At 61.1% G+C, this 16124-nt stretch carries 13 protein-coding genes; 2 read left to right on the forward strand and 11 right to left on the reverse strand.

Going from position 1 to position 16124, the window contains the following annotated elements; all coding sequences use genetic code 11:
- Positions 1-99 precede the first annotated feature (99 nt).
- Both GA829_RS33785 and GA829_RS33790 read right to left on the reverse strand, forming a co-directional pair.
- Complete coding sequence (locus tag GA829_RS33785; RefSeq protein ID WP_195180144.1) at positions 100-1149, reverse strand: DUF7146 domain-containing protein; 1050 nt, start codon at positions 1147-1149, stop codon at positions 100-102.
- Between the two features lie 11 nt (positions 1150-1160).
- Entirely contained in the window at positions 1161-2165 is a 1005-nt protein-coding gene (locus GA829_RS33790) for a hypothetical protein (RefSeq protein WP_374940444.1), read from the reverse strand.
- A gap of 187 nt (positions 2166-2352) precedes the next feature.
- Here GA829_RS33790 and GA829_RS33795 point away from each other — a divergent pair, with 187 nt between their 5' ends.
- A complete protein-coding gene (locus tag GA829_RS33795) occupies positions 2353-3546 on the forward strand; it encodes a DUF1173 domain-containing protein (RefSeq protein WP_195180145.1) in 1194 nt (397 codons plus the stop codon).
- 36 nt (positions 3547-3582) lie between these two features.
- On the opposite strand, the gene GA829_RS33800 is transcribed toward GA829_RS33795, so the two are convergent.
- Positions 3583-4266, reverse strand: coding sequence for a transposase (locus GA829_RS33800; protein ID WP_258052419.1), 684 nt, complete (start codon positions 4264-4266; stop codon positions 3583-3585).
- Between the two features lie 315 nt (positions 4267-4581).
- Between GA829_RS33800 and GA829_RS33805 the strand changes: the two genes are divergently transcribed.
- Entirely contained in the window at positions 4582-4977 is a 396-nt protein-coding gene (locus GA829_RS33805; protein WP_195180146.1) for a hypothetical protein, read from the forward strand.
- A gap of 169 nt (positions 4978-5146) precedes the next feature.
- On the opposite strand, the gene GA829_RS33810 is transcribed toward GA829_RS33805, so the two are convergent.
- From GA829_RS33810 to GA829_RS33850, 8 genes are all read right to left on the reverse strand, one after another.
- Complete coding sequence (locus GA829_RS33810; RefSeq protein WP_195180147.1) at positions 5147-5746, reverse strand: DUF1419 domain-containing protein; 600 nt, start codon at positions 5744-5746, stop codon at positions 5147-5149.
- A gap of 130 nt (positions 5747-5876) precedes the next feature.
- Complete coding sequence (locus GA829_RS33815; RefSeq protein ID WP_258052420.1) at positions 5877-6281, reverse strand: hypothetical protein; 405 nt, start codon at positions 6279-6281, stop codon at positions 5877-5879.
- 53 nt (positions 6282-6334) lie between these two features.
- Positions 6335-8482 carry a ParB/RepB/Spo0J family partition protein gene (locus tag GA829_RS33820; RefSeq protein WP_195180148.1) on the reverse strand — a complete coding sequence of 716 codons (2148 nt, stop codon included), beginning with the start codon at positions 8480-8482 and terminating at the stop codon, positions 6335-6337.
- A gap of 281 nt (positions 8483-8763) precedes the next feature.
- Positions 8764-9960, reverse strand: a complete 1197-nt coding sequence (locus GA829_RS33825) for a DUF932 domain-containing protein (protein ID WP_195180149.1) — start codon at positions 9958-9960, stop codon at positions 8764-8766.
- A gap of 825 nt (positions 9961-10785) precedes the next feature.
- Complete coding sequence (gene repC, locus GA829_RS33835) at positions 10786-11991, reverse strand: plasmid replication protein RepC (protein WP_195180151.1); 1206 nt, start codon at positions 11989-11991, stop codon at positions 10786-10788.
- Positions 11992-12144: 153 nt separating this feature from the next.
- Positions 12145-13131: a plasmid partitioning protein RepB gene (repB, locus tag GA829_RS33840; RefSeq protein ID WP_195180152.1), complete on the reverse strand. Its 987-nt coding sequence runs from the start codon at positions 13129-13131 to the stop codon at positions 12145-12147.
- Between the two features lie 68 nt (positions 13132-13199).
- Positions 13200-14408: a plasmid partitioning protein RepA gene (repA, locus tag GA829_RS33845; RefSeq protein WP_195180153.1), complete on the reverse strand. Its 1209-nt coding sequence runs from the start codon at positions 14406-14408 to the stop codon at positions 13200-13202.
- Between the two features lie 514 nt (positions 14409-14922).
- Positions 14923-16053 carry a site-specific integrase gene (locus GA829_RS33850; protein WP_195180154.1) on the reverse strand — a complete coding sequence of 377 codons (1131 nt, stop codon included), beginning with the start codon at positions 16051-16053 and terminating at the stop codon, positions 14923-14925.
- Positions 16054-16124 lie beyond the last annotated feature (71 nt).

A 16124-nucleotide genomic window follows, 5' to 3' on the forward strand; every position in this document is an offset into this window, starting at 1 on the left:
TCTCGGGCAGGCCGCGGGCGCGGCTTCTCCGGCAGACCGCCGCCATGCCGGCAGGCCTTCCGGTGACGCCGCCCCTGCCCGCCTGCCGGCCCGGCCCGTTCAGCCGGACGGAGGCAAGAGACGGGCATCCTCCGGGGCAAGCTGATCGCTGAGCCATGCCGCGAGATGGGTCGGGCCGAGATGGCGTAGATCGTCGTTGAAATCGCCGAGTTGCGGGCGCAATGCCAGAGCGAGGATCCCAGCCTCGCCTGCTCGCTGGCTGAGACGCTCGATGCCATGCCGGCCGGCCGCGTCCCCATCGGCCGCAATGTAAAGGCGGCGACAGCCAAACGGGAAGATCAGGCCGGCAAGGTGATTGGCGGAGGTGGCGGCGGCCACCGGCAGCGTCGGCATTACCGTCCGGAGCGAGGCCATCGTCTCAAAACCCTCGCCGGCGGCCATGACCGGAACAGGCGCACCGGACGGGAGGCCAAGCCAGACACCGTTGCCAAGAAGATTCCCGAGAGAGCGGCGCGGGTCGGCGATAGGCGCCTTGCCGTTGCCGCCTGCATCGAGCCAGGTACGCTGCAGGCCGGTGATACGCCCGTCAAGGCTGGTGACAGCGGCGATGAGCGCGGGCAGGGTCTGCGTCTCGCCAGTCACGAGATCCCGGTAATAGCAGCCGGGATGGAAGCGCAGGGCGCGCTCACTTATGGAAAGCACGATGCCGCGACCGACAAGATAGCGCTCGGCGAGCGTGCCGGCGATCGGCTGAGATATTGCGAACAAGCGACGCGCGGCCTCGGGAGAGCCGCGTGCCGCGTCGGGTTTGCGCTGCGCCCCAGGGGGAAGGGGCGGTGGCAGCGGCATGGATAGGAAGCGACGTGCTTCATCCGCGACCTCGCGGAAGTCGACCAGACCACAGCTCTGCTCGATGACGTCGAGTAGGTCGCCATGTTGCCCGTTCGCTTCATCGACCCACTTCCCGGCTGCCTTGCCGCCAACGGCCTCGAGCCGCACATGCATGGAGCGGCCGCGCGTGTTGCGGACATCGCCGACGATCCAGTAATTGCCGGAGTGATGGCCGTTGGAGAGATATTCGCGGCACACCGCCTCGGCGTGTTCGCCTAGGCGGCGCGCCAGTTCGGATGCCGAATTTTTGCTGGCCATCATCGCCTCCCTTAAACTGAGGCCGCGCGGTCGACGTCGGGCGCCCTTCCCGGCGACGCGACGAAACGCGACGGATCGGCGCTTGGCACCTTGTCGATCACCGTCAGGCTGGTCTCGGCGATTGTGCCGTGGCGTGCGTAGACACGGCCGTCGATCGCAGCGGTCAAGATGACGGTGCCCTGCTGCTGCAACCGTTCGAAGGCTGGCCGCCATTTGGGGTTCTCGGGAGACAGGCCGGTGCCCGTGATCGCGACCAAACGGCCGCCCGAGCGTAGGCGTGCGAATGCTGAGGAAAGATGCCGCCATGCGGCATCGGCGACATGGCCGTCAACATAGGCACCGACCGAAAAAGGTGGATTCATCAGCACGACGGACGGCTCCATGGCGGCATCGAGATGGTCGTCGATATGGGCGGCGTCGTGCCGCGAAAGGGGAACACGTGGAAACAGCAAGCCGAGCAGATCGGCACGTGTTGCGGCGAGCTCGTTGAGCGCCAGCGAGGCCCGCGCGGTCTCGGCATGGACGGCGAGCAGGCCGGTGCCGGCCGAGGGTTCTAGGACGAGGTCTGAAGACGCCATTGCCGCGGCTTGCGCCGTGACGAAGGCGAGCGGCAGCGGCGTGGAGAGCTGCTGCATGGCCTGGCTCTCGCCTGACCGTCGCGTATGGGTGGGAAGAAGTTCGGCGATCCGCTTCATCATCGCCAACGTCGCCTGCGGCGTGGTCGATCGCGACAGGATCGCCGGTCCGAAGCGGCGGAGAAACAGCACCTGGGCGGCTTCGAGCGCCTCATAGGCGTCCTTCCAGACCCAGAAGCCTTGCGCATCGGTGCCACCGAAGCTTTCGGACATGAAAACGTGTAGCGTGCTGGTGCTGATCGGCTTGCCTTGCTCGAGGAAGGGCAGCAGCCGCGTGGCCGCCTGGCGGATCGCGTGCGCGGTGCCAATGGCGGCGGGTGCCGGCGCGGTAAGGTGAGTGGCCGTCCGGGTGGCGGCCGGTGTGGTCGTAACGATGTTCATGGAGATGTCCTTCGCGAGAGGGGGGAGCGGCCCGCACGCCGACACTCTCTCCGCGCCAGCCGGGCCACACTCCTCCCGGCTCCCCTCTGCCTCTGGGCCGATGCATCAAACGGGTTGCGCTCCGCGCAAAGCCATGACTTGAATGCGCGGACAGGGGATGCGGCGGCGACCTGGAGCTGCGGAGGGAATGCGACGGTTCAGAATCGGCAGTGAGGTCTACGACGAGGGAGCGCCTGACCTGCAGGCGGTGCTGGCGAACGCCTATGCCCGCACCGAGCGTCCGCTATGCCTGTGCCGCGAGCCGGGCTGCCCGATGTATGTCGCCCGCATCGGCGACCTCTACCTGATCAAGCGCATGCCGCTCAGCGGCGGCGGGCATGATCCGTCCTGCGATTCATATGAATCGCCCTACGAATTGTCCGGGCTGGGCGCCTTGATGGGCAGCGCGATCCAGGTCGATCCGCAAAGCGGCATGGCGGCTTTGAAACTCGATTTCAGCCTGTCGAAGACGGGGAACCGGGCAGCGTCCGTGCCTGCTGGCCAAAACTCCACCAGTGTAACCGGAGATCCAAGCCGGATGTCACTGCGTGGTCTCCTTCACTATCTCTGGCACGAGGCTGAATTGACGGTCTGGACATCCAGATGGGCCGGCAAGCGACATTGGTGGAATGTCCGCTGGCACCTTCTCGAGGCGGCCGGGCAAATGACGGTGAGGGGCGGACCGCTCGCTGACATCCTGTTCGTCCCCGAGCCTTTTCGGGCCGAGAACAGGCAAGCGATCGAGCAGCGTCGCAATGCGGTTCTTGCTACAGCACTTCCGCCGAAATCCGGTCCACGAAAGTTGCTGGTCCTGGTCGGTGAAGTGAAGGAGATCGTGCCTGCTCGATCTGGTCAGAAACTCGTCATCAGGCATTTGCCCGGTTTTCCCTTCATCATTGACGACGCATTGTATCGGCGTTTGCAGGCACGCTTCGAGAGAGAATTGTCGCTGTGGGAAGCGGATTCGACTTCACATCTCGTGGCGATCGCGACCTTCGGGCTGAACCCGGCCGGCCTTGCCATTGTCGAGGAGATCGCGTTGATGGTCGTGTCCGAGAACTGGGTTCCTTATGAGACGGTCCCGGAGAAGAGGCTCGTCGATGCGCTTGCCCGTCTTCGCGAGAACAGCGTGAAAGGATTGCGTTACGACCTGCAACCCGACCAGCCGATCGCCAACGCCTTGCTTCAGAACAGGAACGAGCCAATCGCGCTCTTCGTCGTTCCGGCCGGGGCGGACGAGACGTTCGAAGCGTCGCTCGGCGAGATGATCGGCGCGCGACCGGACATCGGCTCTTGGGTATGGCGGGTCGGCGATGGCGATATGCCGCCGCTTCCGCCTTGAGTGTCGTGCCGAATTTCCAGCGATGCTCACGATGCCTTAGGCGAGGCCCAGCTTCTTCTTGAGCTCGGCATTTTCCTTGCGCAGACGGTCGGCAAGCAGGCTCTTGAGGCGCTTGTTTTCTTCTTCGAGCGCGACAAGATCGCGAAGGTCGCCGCTGTCTGAAGACGGTGCGGCAGCCCTCTTCCAATAATAATAGGTCTGCTCGGATATGCCGGCCTGGCCGACCGCAATCTTGCTGGTCGCGCCGCCAGCGATCGATTTCTCGATCTGGGCAAGCTTCTGGGCGCGCTCCTTCTCGGAATATGTCTTGCGGGCGGTCTTCGCTGCCACGGGAGCTTCCGCGGCCTGGGGCACTGGTCTCGCCCCGTTCTTGCGTGCCGGCTTGGTGAGCTCTGCCTTCGCTTTCTTTGTTCGCGGAACTTTCTTCTTGGATTCAGGCACTTCCACTTTGGTTGGCGCCACCGTCGTCTGAACAGTTTGAGCGTCCTGAAAATCGGCCATGATATACTCCGCTTGTGGTTTGTCCCCTTCTTCAGCATCAAGGGGTCTTATACTGAAGTCAATCACCTGGGAATTTGGGAGCTGAGCAGCATAAGCCGGCTGCGTCATCTCCGTGGCAATCTTGGACAGGTCAAGATCGCCCCAGATCGAATGGCTTGGCTTTTGGGTGCCGCGCCTCTGTTTCACTTCCACGATGAATGGCCGGATCTGGCGCGTCATAGTCTGTTCCTTGATGTGAGCATGACTTGCAAGCCAAGTCGCTGTTCGTTAGCGAGTATCCGACGCGAAAGCATCTTATCGCTCTCGCCGTGCTTTATCGGAGAAGCCCCGCAACGAGCAAGCGGTGTGTCATGAGGGCTTGGGGTACCGGCTCAATGAACTGGGGCAGCATGCTTGCTGAGAGGTGATGGAGTGATCTTCAGAGCTGCATCCATACACGCCATGCTCAGGCGTCTAGCCGGCGGCGTGCGATGACTGTGCACAATCCGGCTGGGAGCGATTGCAATCCAAATTTTCTTGGGAACTAATCTTCTCATGGCGGCGGATGAGCTGGACGCGCTTGTTTTCGGGATGGCGGTCGACAGCGTTCGGGCGCTTTCTGTTCCTTTCACGGAAAAAGTCGCAGAAATCGCCCACAGAAGCCACGGCGTACTGCTTTTCAATTTGCGCATCGATGGCGACATGGAACTTCAGCGCGTCGCCGCCATCCGGTATCCAAGCAATCAGACAGGCGTTCTGGTGCTGGATAAGCAAGGCTTGTTGACGAGCCATTGCATGGTCAATGGCACTTTCTCCAGCTTTATCGCTCCGTTGGAGGACTGGAACACGCTGCCGCTCACAACGCAGGCCAAGACGAGTATCGCCGGCCCGGCCAGCCTGTTCATCGGCGCTTTACGCAATGCCGGGTACCTCCCGGGTGGCAGGCACTGACCCGAAGTTTTTCTGAGGGCCGGATGCTTATATCCTCGGGGCAGTTGGCCATACGGTCTCGCATGGGCCGTACGCGGGTGCATCCATTGAGCGAAAGTCGGTCACCGTGATGGAGACGCTTCGCCGCCGAAGGGCGGTTCTTATAGATGCCCATCGTCGTCTTCCTTCGTCAGCTCCGACGCAATCGGACTTTGGACAGGCACTCGTCGATCGCGAGATCCGATAGATCATCGAGCAGCCTGAAGGCAGCATCATGCCTTCCGGCGTTAACGAGAATCGTGCGTTTGCCGCGATGTTCGGCCCACCCGGTCTCGGGATCTGCGCTGCGGGCGGTCCCCCTGAGCTCGACAGGGGTCATGTTCCAGATCGCCTCGAGCTTTTCCGCGCGGGTCATGCTGTCGCTCGCGCCGGTCTCGTGGGCGATGATAGCGGCGCGCATCTTGTCTGGCGACTGCCGATCCGTGAGATCGCAGAAGCCGTGAAACCAGCGCTCGCGGCCCCGGATTCGGATCGCGAAAAATACACTGGTGACGTTGCCGGCCTTGAATTCCGACATGCCGAACAGGCCGGTCCTCTGGAACAGAGGCGGCAGCAGTCCGAGCATGAAATGGTACGAGGCGGCGTCGATCTGGAACCACTCACCTGAATACGGCGTGCCGGAAAACGGATCGAGGTCGGGGTTGTCTTTGTGTTGGTTGAACAGTTGGAACATCTGCTCGCGCGTGGCAACGCCGTCGAGCACCTTCCTGAAGGGTGGATGTGCGGTCATGGTGTTCTCCTGAACGCAGCTCGGCCACGCGCGGCATCGCCGCGCCATGGCAACTGCTTGGTGTGTTGTGGCTGGCGACGGGTCGAGCTGCGGCCGGCGCGTGCACCGGCGATGATGGGGTTTGCAGGGTTCAGGCGGCGCGTCGCTCGGAGGAACGCGAAGCGTCTCGACCAACCCCAGTGATGGCACGGACGGCGGCGGCGAGCGCCGGAATGTCGTCCAGCATGCAGAGTGCGACGAAGTGATTGGCTCCGCCGGTATAGTCCTTGAGGCCCTTGCAGGTGCGGATCAGGATGCCGTGGCCCGAGGAAAGCCCGAACTGGCTGACCTGGATATACGCCCGGTCATGGTGCAGGGTGACTTCGCCGGAAATGGCTATGCCCGCCTTGTTTGAGCGCAGGTCAAAGTTGCCCGGCGGCAGCGCAAGCTCGGCCGCGAGCTTCTTCAGCCGTGAACGGGCTGTCGTGTGAAAACGTCTCTTCTGCTGCTCGTCGTAGGAGCAGCTTCGGTTCCAGTCTAACATGTCGATCTCCATGAAATGAAACAGGCCCGGCGAAGGTGCCGGGCCTGGTGCGAGCGGGAGGCCGACTATTCGGCGGCCTGGAGGTGGTCTGTCCCGTCGCCGTCGAGGGTCACCGGCTCATCGGCGGACGGATCCGCATCATCGGCGAGGAAGGCCGGCAGCTCGGCCGCATCGCCGTCGAGAGCCGCCTCGTCCGACATGTCGCCGGCGATGGCGCCGCCAACATCGGCAGCAGCGTCGTCGACCTTGAGGCGCAGCGGCTCGGGCAGCCAGTTCGATCCCTCGAGGAGGCGGGCGGCCTCACGGGCCATGATGTCCTTCTTCATGTGGTCGATCAGCTGCGCGGACTCTGCGCTGCGGGCTTCACGGACAGCCTGCAGGATCCGCGCCTTGGTGAGGCGCCCGAGGAACTCGACCGTGGGCGTCCAGCCTGCGTCGACCATGTCGAACTGGAGCGAGTTGGCCAGCACGTCGGCATGCTCGAGCGCCTTCGCTCGCCTATTCCAGGGTTCAATCACCGCATTGAGCGTTAGCGAAACGCAGTGCGCGAACAGCGCCTTGCGGCTTGCTTCGTCGAGGCCGAGAAGAAAGTCCCACAGGCCTTCCGCCTCATCGGGCAGATCGCGGTCCCAGGCTTCGTGCCGCTCGGCGATCTCCTTGGCCCAGGATGTCTCGGCAAGACCGTCGACCTGGCTGAAGCTGCCGCTCTTCAGGCTGATCTCCAGGCACGTGTCCGGCGCGAAGCGATAGAAGACCTGCAGGGCGAAGGCATGGAGTGCGGCGACAAACGCGATGTCGACGTCGCCGGCGAGCGCATTGCGCAGCGCCAGCGTCCGCTGCGCGGTCAGGTCGAAGACGAGCCGATCGGGCAGCGGCTTGATGCCGTCGTCCTCGCCGTCGTCGCCAGAGCTGTCACCCACCGGCTTGCCGTTGACGTAAACACCATCGCCATCGTCGTCACCATTGGATCGGGTTTCGCCCTCGGCGTCCCATTCCTCGCGCTCGTCGCCATCGCTGGTCTCGGTCCGCGGCTCATCCTCGGACCGCACGAAACCGGCCTCGACCTGGAGCTTGCCGTTCGCGGCAAGCGTCACGAACACACCGGCAATGGTCTTCTGGGCTGGGTCGTAGCTTTGAGGACGATCGTCGACCGCGTCGAGTTCGGCGCCCAGCTGGTCGAGCTTCGCCTCGATTGCCTCGTCGGCATCCTCGGCCGCGGCATAGTCTGCATCGAGTTTGTCGTACTCGGCCTTCAGCGCGTCGTGCCGTTCGATCTCCTCAGCGCTCAGCTCCTGTGCCTCGGCATAAATGCGGCGCATGCCGGAGGTGTGGCCATAGGGGAAACTGATCGCCGCCTCGACCCATTTCCAGCCTTCAGCGCGGATCGCCTCGGCATCCACCTTCAGCTTGTCGAAGACCAGTTGCTCGAGAAGTGCTGCATCCTGGAACCAGCCGCCGGAATCCTGCTCGAACAGGTCGCGCAGAATGACGCCGCCAGCGGCCTCATAGGCTTCGGCGCCGACATAGACGGCCCGGCGATCATCGGCCCGGACCGTGGTCTCCGTCAGCAGACGCCTGATGTAGTAGGGCTCCTGCGTGTGCGAGCCGGATATCCGCTCCCAGACCTGTTCCTGGCGCGGGTGATCGTCGGAGATTGAAAACGCCATGATTTGCTCGAGCCGGATTTCGTCCTTCTCGTAGAGATCGAGCAGTTTTGGCGACACAGAGGCAAGCCGCAGGCGCTGCTTGACCGTCGCGGGCGACACGAAGAAGCGGGCACCGATCTCCTCCGGATCGAGGCCCTGGTCACCCAGGGTTTTGAACGCACGGAACTGATCCAGCGGATGCAGATCGGCGCGGCGCAGATTCTCGGCGAGCGAGTCTTCCTCTGCCGAGGTCTCCTGCACCCGGTTGACGATGCAGGGAATCGGTTCGTTTCTCGCCAGGCGCTTCTGCTTGATGAGAATGCCCAACGCAAGAAAACGACGGCCACCGGCGGGCACTTCGAATGTGCCGGTTTCCTCGCCATCGCCGTCGAGCACGGGACGGACGTTCAGGCTCTGGATCAGCTTGCGCCGGCCGATGTCTTCGGCAAGCTGCTCGACGGAAACGCCGTCCTTGATGCGCCTGACATTCTTCTGCGATAGCATCAGTCTGTCGTAGGGGATGTTCTCCGCGGCGTTCATTGCGATCTTCTGAATGGCCTTTGCCATGGTCAGGTTCTCCATGACGGGCGGCCCGGGGCCTCTCCCCGAACCTCCAAGCCCGTCAGAACCCTCCCCTCCCCCCTCTGCCTCCAGGCCTCACGCCGACCCGGCCCCGGCTCGCGGATCTCGACGCGACCGAGCCGCGCGGCGGCCTTCAGCATGTTGGCGTCGCCGGGTTCTATCCACGAAAAAGCGCCGTCTCTTGCTTAGGAGGACCGCGCTGGAATTGATGGGACGGCCCGGAGGCGAGGCCGGCGGCGAGAGTTTTCGCCGCCGGCCTCGCGGAATCAGTTGGCAAAATCGAGAAGCTTCTTGGCCTTGCCCTCCATTTCCAGGCGGACATCCTGATGCGGCTTGTCGCGCGCGACCCGCGTGATGCCCTGCACGAAATCGAAAATAGATTCTGGCGGTCTGCCTTCCTCCATGAGAACAGTATCGATGATCTTCGTGGTCTCGGACTTGGAGAAGCCTCGCTTGCGCAGGAAGCCCTGGCGATCTTCGTCGTCTCTGGCAACGATCCGTTGCCGCGCCGTCTTGATGCCGTTGACGAACGGCATGGGCGAGGAATCGGCAAACTGGATCAGGGCCGGCTCGGCTTCCAGGGCGAAACGGGAGGCCGCGTATTTCGAATGGCGGATGGTGATTTCCTCGAAATCTTCCACGCCCCACAGATTTCGATTCTGACACACTGCGCGCAGATAGAAGCTGGCGATGCCGAGCGTGCGGGCCCCGACTTCGGAATTCCAGCAGTAGAAGCCGCGAAAATAAAGGTCCGGTTCACCGTTCGGCAGCCGCCCGGCCTCGATCGGGTTCAGGTCGTCGACGAGGAACACGAAGATATCGCGGTCGGACGCATAGAGCGTAGTCGTATCGTTGGAGATGTCGACGTGTGGATTGTAGATTCCCGTTGACCAGTCGAGCACGCCGGGCACTTTCCAGCGCGTGTCGCCGGTGCCGTTGCCGGCGATCTTTTGCACGGCGTCCACCAGTTCTGAGTCAAATATTCTGCCGTAATCAGGGCCTGTTACCGCTCGCAGCTCTAGGCGTCCGTTCTCGATTTCCAGCGTCTTCACCTGCTCGGCACGATGGTTGAGAAGACCGTGCTGGAGGTTGATCGCCGCCAGCGGTGCCGGAAGCTGGCGCAGATAGGCGGCCGGCGCGCCGACCAGGCTGGCGAGTTGGCCAAAACTCCAATGCGTGGGGGAAACAGGGGCAGGCGCATCGGGCAGCATCAGCCTCAGGCGCTCCGGATCGTCGCGGCTGGCCTCGACGCGGATCAGCTCACTTTCGACGATGCGGGTCTTGCTGCGCACCGACCGGCTCTTCACCGCATTTCCAAGGTCGTTGAGCGACAGGTATCGCTCATCCGCCGGCCGGTTGAACCATTCTGACGACACGCGGCCAATACGCTGGCCGCGGCTGACGTCGACCTTGTAACCGGCACGCTCGTTGCGCTTGGGCGCAAGAATTTCCATCTGGGTCATGGGTGTTGCTCCTTAGCGGGCGCCGGGAGACTCTCTCCCGGACCTTTACCCGCCACCGCAACCCGCCCGCCCTCTTCCTCTCCTGCACCAGCGCGCCCTACCAGGTCGCCATTGCAGCCGCTTCAAGGCTGGCACCCAGGAAGGAAGGCTCGGGCTTCGGGAAAGCCCGAGCCTGGGACCAAGCGCCTTACCTTCCAGCCGCGACAGAATCCCGCGGTGCTTGCTTGGGCAACGAGACCGTCCGGAACTTGTCTTGAGATTGGGCAATTGCCAGTTCTGTTCTGGCCCTAGCCAGAAATGTATAAATTGACCCAACGTCATGATACGCGAAGACTTTATCGAGGTCGGGATTGAGAGTGAATTGTATGTCGAGCAGGTTCGTCCGGCCCGTGGTGGTGCAAGTTGGCCGTCATGACCGTGAGCGCATTGTATTCGATGTGAACGACGCAGCGATGATCCTGCTGCGGAGTTTCCCTCATCAGACGGAGAAGCGAAAACTGGCTATGGATGCATGTCTTCAGGTTCTGCGCGGTGAACTACCAGTGGCCGGACGTCGTCGCCCCAGTTTACCTGTTTCTCGCGCGCAAGAAAAAGGCCGGACCAAAGGCCCGGCCAGGTATGAAGGTCAAAACCTCCAGAGGGGAACGCGCCAGACGAATGGGAGGAGACATCCGGCGCACTGAGCATATGGGTGAGCAAGGGCTACGCTTCAACGACATGCTGTAGGCCACCCGATTTGTTGTCTTGGTGCACTGAAGCTTGCGTGCCTGATGCGATCGCTGAAATGCTTTGAGCCAGGTGCAAAGCGACAGGGATTGGCGATCGTCATCCCGTCATCCTCGCCGTCGCGCCGTTCGCCTTGAGCGCCGCCATCAGCATCGGCCCGACGGAGAACTGCCCTGCCGTCGCCTTTTCGGTCAATACCCGCAAATAGCCGCCGGCCGAGTTGATGTGCTGCGCCCTTTGCAGAATACAGGCAATCACGATCGCCGCGATTTCTTGGCCCATCACATGGCAAGCCTCCTCATACGCTGACGGCGAAACGCCCAGATATCCCCTCACTTGGGCGGCGGTAATCATGAGATCGCGCCAATTGCCGATCCCGTCGACGGCATAATCCGCAATTTCGGGGCAGGCCTTCAGCACCATCCCCAGCGGGTATGTTTTCGGCGCCTCTGCGGTTCTCGTCCTGGACTCGGCCGCCGCCCCGCTTTCTTCTAAAGCAGGTTCAAATTCAAAAATAGAGTCTGTATTTGAATCAGATTGCTGCCGCTCGTTTTGAGAGTCATTGCCGCTCGGATTCGTGGATTTCATATGGATTTCCAGCAGCTTATCCACATCATCACGCAAGGCGGCCAGGTCGGCAACGATAGGCTCTAGCTCGGCAATGCAAGCTCGGCGCGGAATTGCCTCCACAACGCGGCGGAACCGCTTCCACAGGCCTCCCCAGTCGCCTGGGACATCTTCGTCAAGGGCCGCCTCTATCAGCTTGTGGATGTCACGGCGGTACAAGGTGATCCGCTCGCGCATTAGCCTGAGCGCCCGGTTGTCGGCACGAACACGCTCGGCCGCCGCCTCGAACTCGTAAGCACGGGCCAGCAGCGGCGCCAGGGAGAAGCCGAATGCTTCCTCGATCTCCCCTCCTCTGCCCTTGCGGGCGTAGCGCTTGCCGTTCGGGCTATCCCGACGGATGATCAGCCCGCAGCCCACAAGAGCCGCCAGATGCCGCCTGACTGTGGGCTCGGGCATTCCGTGCGCCCTGAGCGACAGCTGTGCGTTCGAGGGAAAGACGATGAGGTCGTTTTCCTCACTCAATTCGCTGTCAGGATAGAATGACAGCAACGCATTCAGCACGGCCAAAGCGCGATCGCCGATGCCAACGATGCTCTTACCCTCGCAGAGGTTGCGGTAAATCTGCCACTTGTCGACGACCCTGCCCTTGGGGATTTCACGTGAATCGTTTTGCGCTGCCAGCATGGCAAGCGACATCGGCCGCCGCCCAAAGGGCGTCGTTGCAATACCCGTCTCCATTTTCTTTCACCCTCAATTAGGCAAAAGAAATCTGCTCGCCAAAACGACGCCAATGACTCTTGACAGTGATTCGGGGAAATGCGATTCTCAGCTTGCGACAGACGAGAAGGGCTTCCGCGACGGTGACGTTCGGGGGCCTTTTTCTTTTGCGGTTCAGTCTCCTGTTGATGTCTTCTCCGACTTTCTGAACGCCTCATAGAGGTTGCCCAGATTATCGGAAATCCACGTACCAAAGCGGCTGCCGTCCATCTCCTTCACGGCGATCGTGATGGCCTTGCCTGCCTTTTTGACGCTAACGCTAACTGATTTGTCCTCCGGGACCCAGGATTGTGCTTGGGACTTCACAGCTAGCTTGCGAACCGGCTTCCCCTTCGCATTCAGGGCTCCTAGCAGCCTTTCGAAGCGTTCGTTGCTTTCCAACTCACCGAATTCTGGTTCGGACAAGATTGCATTAACCATATCGAATTTCTTGCCGGCGAGCAGAGACAGCTCAACCCACCGCTCGCGGCCCACAGACGGAGCGGATCCTATCTTGCCGATCACAGACGCCGGAAGTCTTGTGACGACTGATACCATCTTTGATACCGCAGCGGCGTTCGAGGCCAATGCTGACGAGATCACATCTCTGTCGTACCCCAAATCCTCAAGACGCTTTGCGAACATCGCCTTCTCGATGAAGCTAAGATTTGCACGAGCGGAATTCTCCTGACCCTGGGCAATCACATGGGTCCTGTCGTCGATCTCCTTGACGACCGCCCTCACCTTCCGTCCAAGCTCACGAGCGACCCGGACTCTGCGATGGCCGAAGACAATCATGTAGCGGCCGTCGGAGCCCGGATGCGGACGGACAAGTATGGGAGAATCCTGCCCCCTTTCCCGAATCGCTTCCAGCAGCTCTTGGTACTGCTCCTGGTCGTCGCCCATGCGGTCGGAAACGAACGAGCCGTCGACTGCGCTGGGGTCGAGTTCCACGACATGCTCGCCCTCAAGATACGCATCCGCTTGCTTTGCCAACTCGTTGACCGAGCGGATCATGGATTTTGACGCTCCACGGATCGGATATGCCGAAGCTGCGGCAGATGACTCCCGCTCGCCGGCTTCCGCTTCTACGAGGCCTGAAAGAAGATTCTTACGTGCCATATTCTACCTCCCGGCATCGTAGGCCGTTGAATACATTTGGAAAAGGCGTACTTTTGTCAGCAGACAAGTCAACGCCCCCATGCTTCATGAATCAAAGCTACGATTTCGCCATTAACGACGTCCAAGGCTTCCATTGCCCGCTCGTATGTGGACCGGGTCATCGCATTCTTTTCGACTTCGTAGAGGGTCTGCTTGGTAATCCCCGCATCGGAAATCGCCGTTGATTTCAGCATCTGGTTCTTGAGGATGAATTCGCCGAACAGCGTATGCAGGAATGCCACCATCTGCGCTTGCGGCTGATCCGTGGGTTCGAATCGGGTAACAAGATAGCGATACCACTCCAGATTCACCTCCGCACCAGCCGCCCTGATCGGCTCCAGGATGTTCCCGAGCATCAGTAGAAACTGGCCCATGCTCATCACATCGAGCATCTGTGGATGGATCGTGATCAACACTGAGGTCGCAGCGGTCAGTGCGGTGATCGTCAGATAGCCAAGCTGCGGCGGACAATCGATAACTATGACATCGTAGCGATCGTCGACCTCCATCAATGCCGTCGAGATGCGCGTGAAAAACGCCCTGCCCACATTCGAAGACTTGTCCGTCATTGCTAGAGGCGTGTCGTATTCGAATTCCTGCAGCTCTAGGTTAGCAGGGACGATATCCAAGCCTGGGAAATTCGTCGGCTTGATGATTTCCGAGAGAGGCACCTTCTCATTGTCATAACGAATCGCGTCGTAAAGCGATTTCGTCTGATCGAGTTCAGGTTGGAACCCATGCAACGAAGAAAGCGACGCCTGCGGATCGAGGTCAACAGCTAGGACACGGTGGCCGGTAAGCGCAAGATACTGGGCGAGGTGGGCTGCGGTAGTGGTCTTCCCGCTGCCGCCCTTGAAATTTACCACAGCTAAAATCTGAAGCTTCTCGCTCGGTCGCCGATGGGGAACATACATGCGGGCGTCAGATCGGCCGTACTGGTCGAGATACTGGCGCAGCTCAAGCATCTGCTCAGCACTGTACGAGCGCCTGCCCGACGTCGAGGTTTCAGGCACCGGTCCCTTTCCTTCCAGATGCAGTTTCTTCAGATGGCTCTGAGAAACCCCCAGGTAGGCGGCAACCTCCGCCAGCGAAAACGAACGAAGATTCTTCTTTGCGTGGGGAGGGAAGCGCTGCATCGAAAGCAGGTGCAACTTCTTCGATATCTGGTCGCCCTGATCGAGGATGCTTTTCTCGAACAGCAGCGGGATTTTCGTAGGAACGGGCGAACTCACGTTCATTCGATCAAGACTCTCTAAAAACGATTTTTGACGTAAAGGCGCCAACCAACCGTCATTATGTCCGATTCGTTCGCCCGGGCAAGAAATTTAAAGTTAACAAAAGCTTAACGGTCTAGGGACGAGATCGCATCACTCCTCATGCAACTGAATACGCTATACAATTCGCTGATTTTGTCTGCGGACAAACCCTTGCTTCCCTAGGGGTCATGCAGTTCTTAACGGGGTACCTGTACAACCCGCACCGCTGCCACAGCCTGGCAAGTGATCACGAGATTGAGCTTTTGACGAATATCTGCAGATGAAACGCGACCACATACTGACCGGATGTTGCAAATCAGCCATGTCATCTTTCGTTCCCTTGAAGAAGCTAAGCGAAACGTGTCAGCTCATAGCTGAGGGGGCAGCGCTCATCAGCCACCACGATAAATGCCAAGTGTCAGGACGAATGGTGGGTCGATTTCGCTGACCAGACGAAAACTAGCTACCGTCGCGCAGCGGCCTGATAGGGAGTTTTTCAGAGACCGGACGCCTTGGTCAGATTGACCCGAAAACGGTCACGCCGGCGTTGGTACTTGCGAGTCATCTCCGCCGAGGCGTGACCAAGCTGCTTTTGCACATAACGCTCGTCGACCTCGGCTGAGGAGGCGAGGCCAGCGCGCAGCGAATGGCCAGAAAACTTTTGGCCGCGCTCGTCCTCGGAAAGATCCCCGCGCAGGCCGGCGGCCAAGGCCGCGCGTTTGACCAGCCGCGCCACCTCCTGATCGTTCAGCCGCTCGGCCCCCACCGCTTTGCCCTGACCGGTGACGCGGCGGAAGAGGGGGCCATGCGCGATACGGGCCAGCTTCAGCCAGGTCTGCAGGGCGACGACCGGGCAGGTGGCGTCGGACGAACCGCGACCAATTTCGACCTCGCGCCAGCCGGTCTTGCCTCGCAACGTAACCAGCACGCCCTTGTCCGGGAAAAATTCAATCCAGCCGCGACCGTCCTCCGTTTGATCGCGACCAAGATCAAGGCCGACGATTTCGGAGCGGCGCAAGCCGCCTGCGAATCCCAAAAGTAGCATGGCGCGGTCACGCAGGCCGCGCAGCGTGCCACGGTCGAGCGTCTCCAGCATGGCGATGAGATCGTCGCGCAGGACGGCCTCCTTTTGTCGGGGAGGGGCGGCGTGTTTGTTGCGGATGCCAGCAAGGACGGTTGCGATATGGCGGTCCTTGCGGTCTAGCGGTTGGCCACGTTGCGTATAATTCCAAGTCAGCGACGACAGGCGGCGCTCGATCGTCGACACCGACTTTTTGACCCGCTCCGATCCCGAGGCCTGGGCGGTGATGTAGAGGCCGACAACTTGTGGATCTGGCGGCAGCGGATCGAACGATTGGCGCCGGCACCAAGCGGAAAAATGCTTCCAGTCGGCGGCGTAGGCGCGACGGGTGTTTGCTGAACTGGCTGCCTCGACATAATCACGCGCGCGGTCGGCGAGCTTTTCGAGATGCGTAGGCAACGATGCCCGCAGCGGGTCGAGGACCGGCGGGGAAGGGGAGGGGTCTTCATCCGGCCGCCCCATCTCCATGACGACGTCGACAATGTCCGGCAGGTCATCTGGGTCGATTGCGGCGGCGGAAACCATCAAGTTGCGGGCATTGCCCATTAAGTCTCGTCCATTTTAATGTCGCAGCACTGCGATTCTTGGGCCAAGGTGCTGCCAAAGCGCGGAATTGT

It is taken from the genome of Mesorhizobium sp. INR15, from assembly GCF_015500075.1.
Taxonomy (GTDB): Bacteria; Pseudomonadota; Alphaproteobacteria; order Rhizobiales; family Rhizobiaceae; genus Mesorhizobium.

What these genes read in the sequence shown, in the direction of transcription:
- GA829_RS33800 (WP_258052419.1), bottom strand. Translation starts at nt 4,266, where the DNA reads ATGACGCGCCAGATCCGGCCATTCATCGTGGAAGTGAAACAGAGGCGC.
- GA829_RS33810 (WP_195180147.1), bottom strand. Translation starts at nt 5,746, where the DNA reads ATGACCGCACATCCACCCTTCAGGAAGGTGCTCGACGGCGTTGCCACG.
- GA829_RS33815 (WP_258052420.1), bottom strand. Translation starts at nt 6,281, where the DNA reads ATGGAGATCGACATGTTAGACTGGAACCGAAGCTGCTCCTACGACGAG.
- GA829_RS33825 (WP_195180149.1), bottom strand. Translation starts at nt 9,960, where the DNA reads ATGACCCAGATGGAAATTCTTGCGCCCAAGCGCAACGAGCGTGCCGGT.
- GA829_RS33820 (WP_195180148.1), bottom strand. Translation starts at nt 8,482, where the DNA reads ATGGCAAAGGCCATTCAGAAGATCGCAATGAACGCCGCGGAGAACATC.
- GA829_RS33850 (WP_195180154.1), bottom strand. Translation starts at nt 16,053, where the DNA reads ATGGGCAATGCCCGCAACTTGATGGTTTCCGCCGCCGCAATCGACCCA.
- GA829_RS33785 (WP_195180144.1), bottom strand. Translation starts at nt 1,149, where the DNA reads ATGGCCAGCAAAAATTCGGCATCCGAACTGGCGCGCCGCCTAGGCGAA.
- repB (WP_195180152.1), bottom strand. Translation starts at nt 13,131, where the DNA reads ATGGCACGTAAGAATCTTCTTTCAGGCCTCGTAGAAGCGGAAGCCGGC.
- repA (WP_195180153.1), bottom strand. Translation starts at nt 14,408, where the DNA reads ATGAACGTGAGTTCGCCCGTTCCTACGAAAATCCCGCTGCTGTTCGAG.
- repC (WP_195180151.1), bottom strand. Translation starts at nt 11,991, where the DNA reads ATGGAGACGGGTATTGCAACGACGCCCTTTGGGCGGCGGCCGATGTCG.
- GA829_RS33805 (WP_195180146.1), top strand. Translation starts at nt 4,582, where the DNA reads ATGGCGGCGGATGAGCTGGACGCGCTTGTTTTCGGGATGGCGGTCGAC.
- GA829_RS33790 (WP_374940444.1), bottom strand. Translation starts at nt 2,165, where the DNA reads ATGAACATCGTTACGACCACACCGGCCGCCACCCGGACGGCCACTCAC.
- GA829_RS33795 (WP_195180145.1), top strand. Translation starts at nt 2,353, where the DNA reads ATGCGACGGTTCAGAATCGGCAGTGAGGTCTACGACGAGGGAGCGCCT.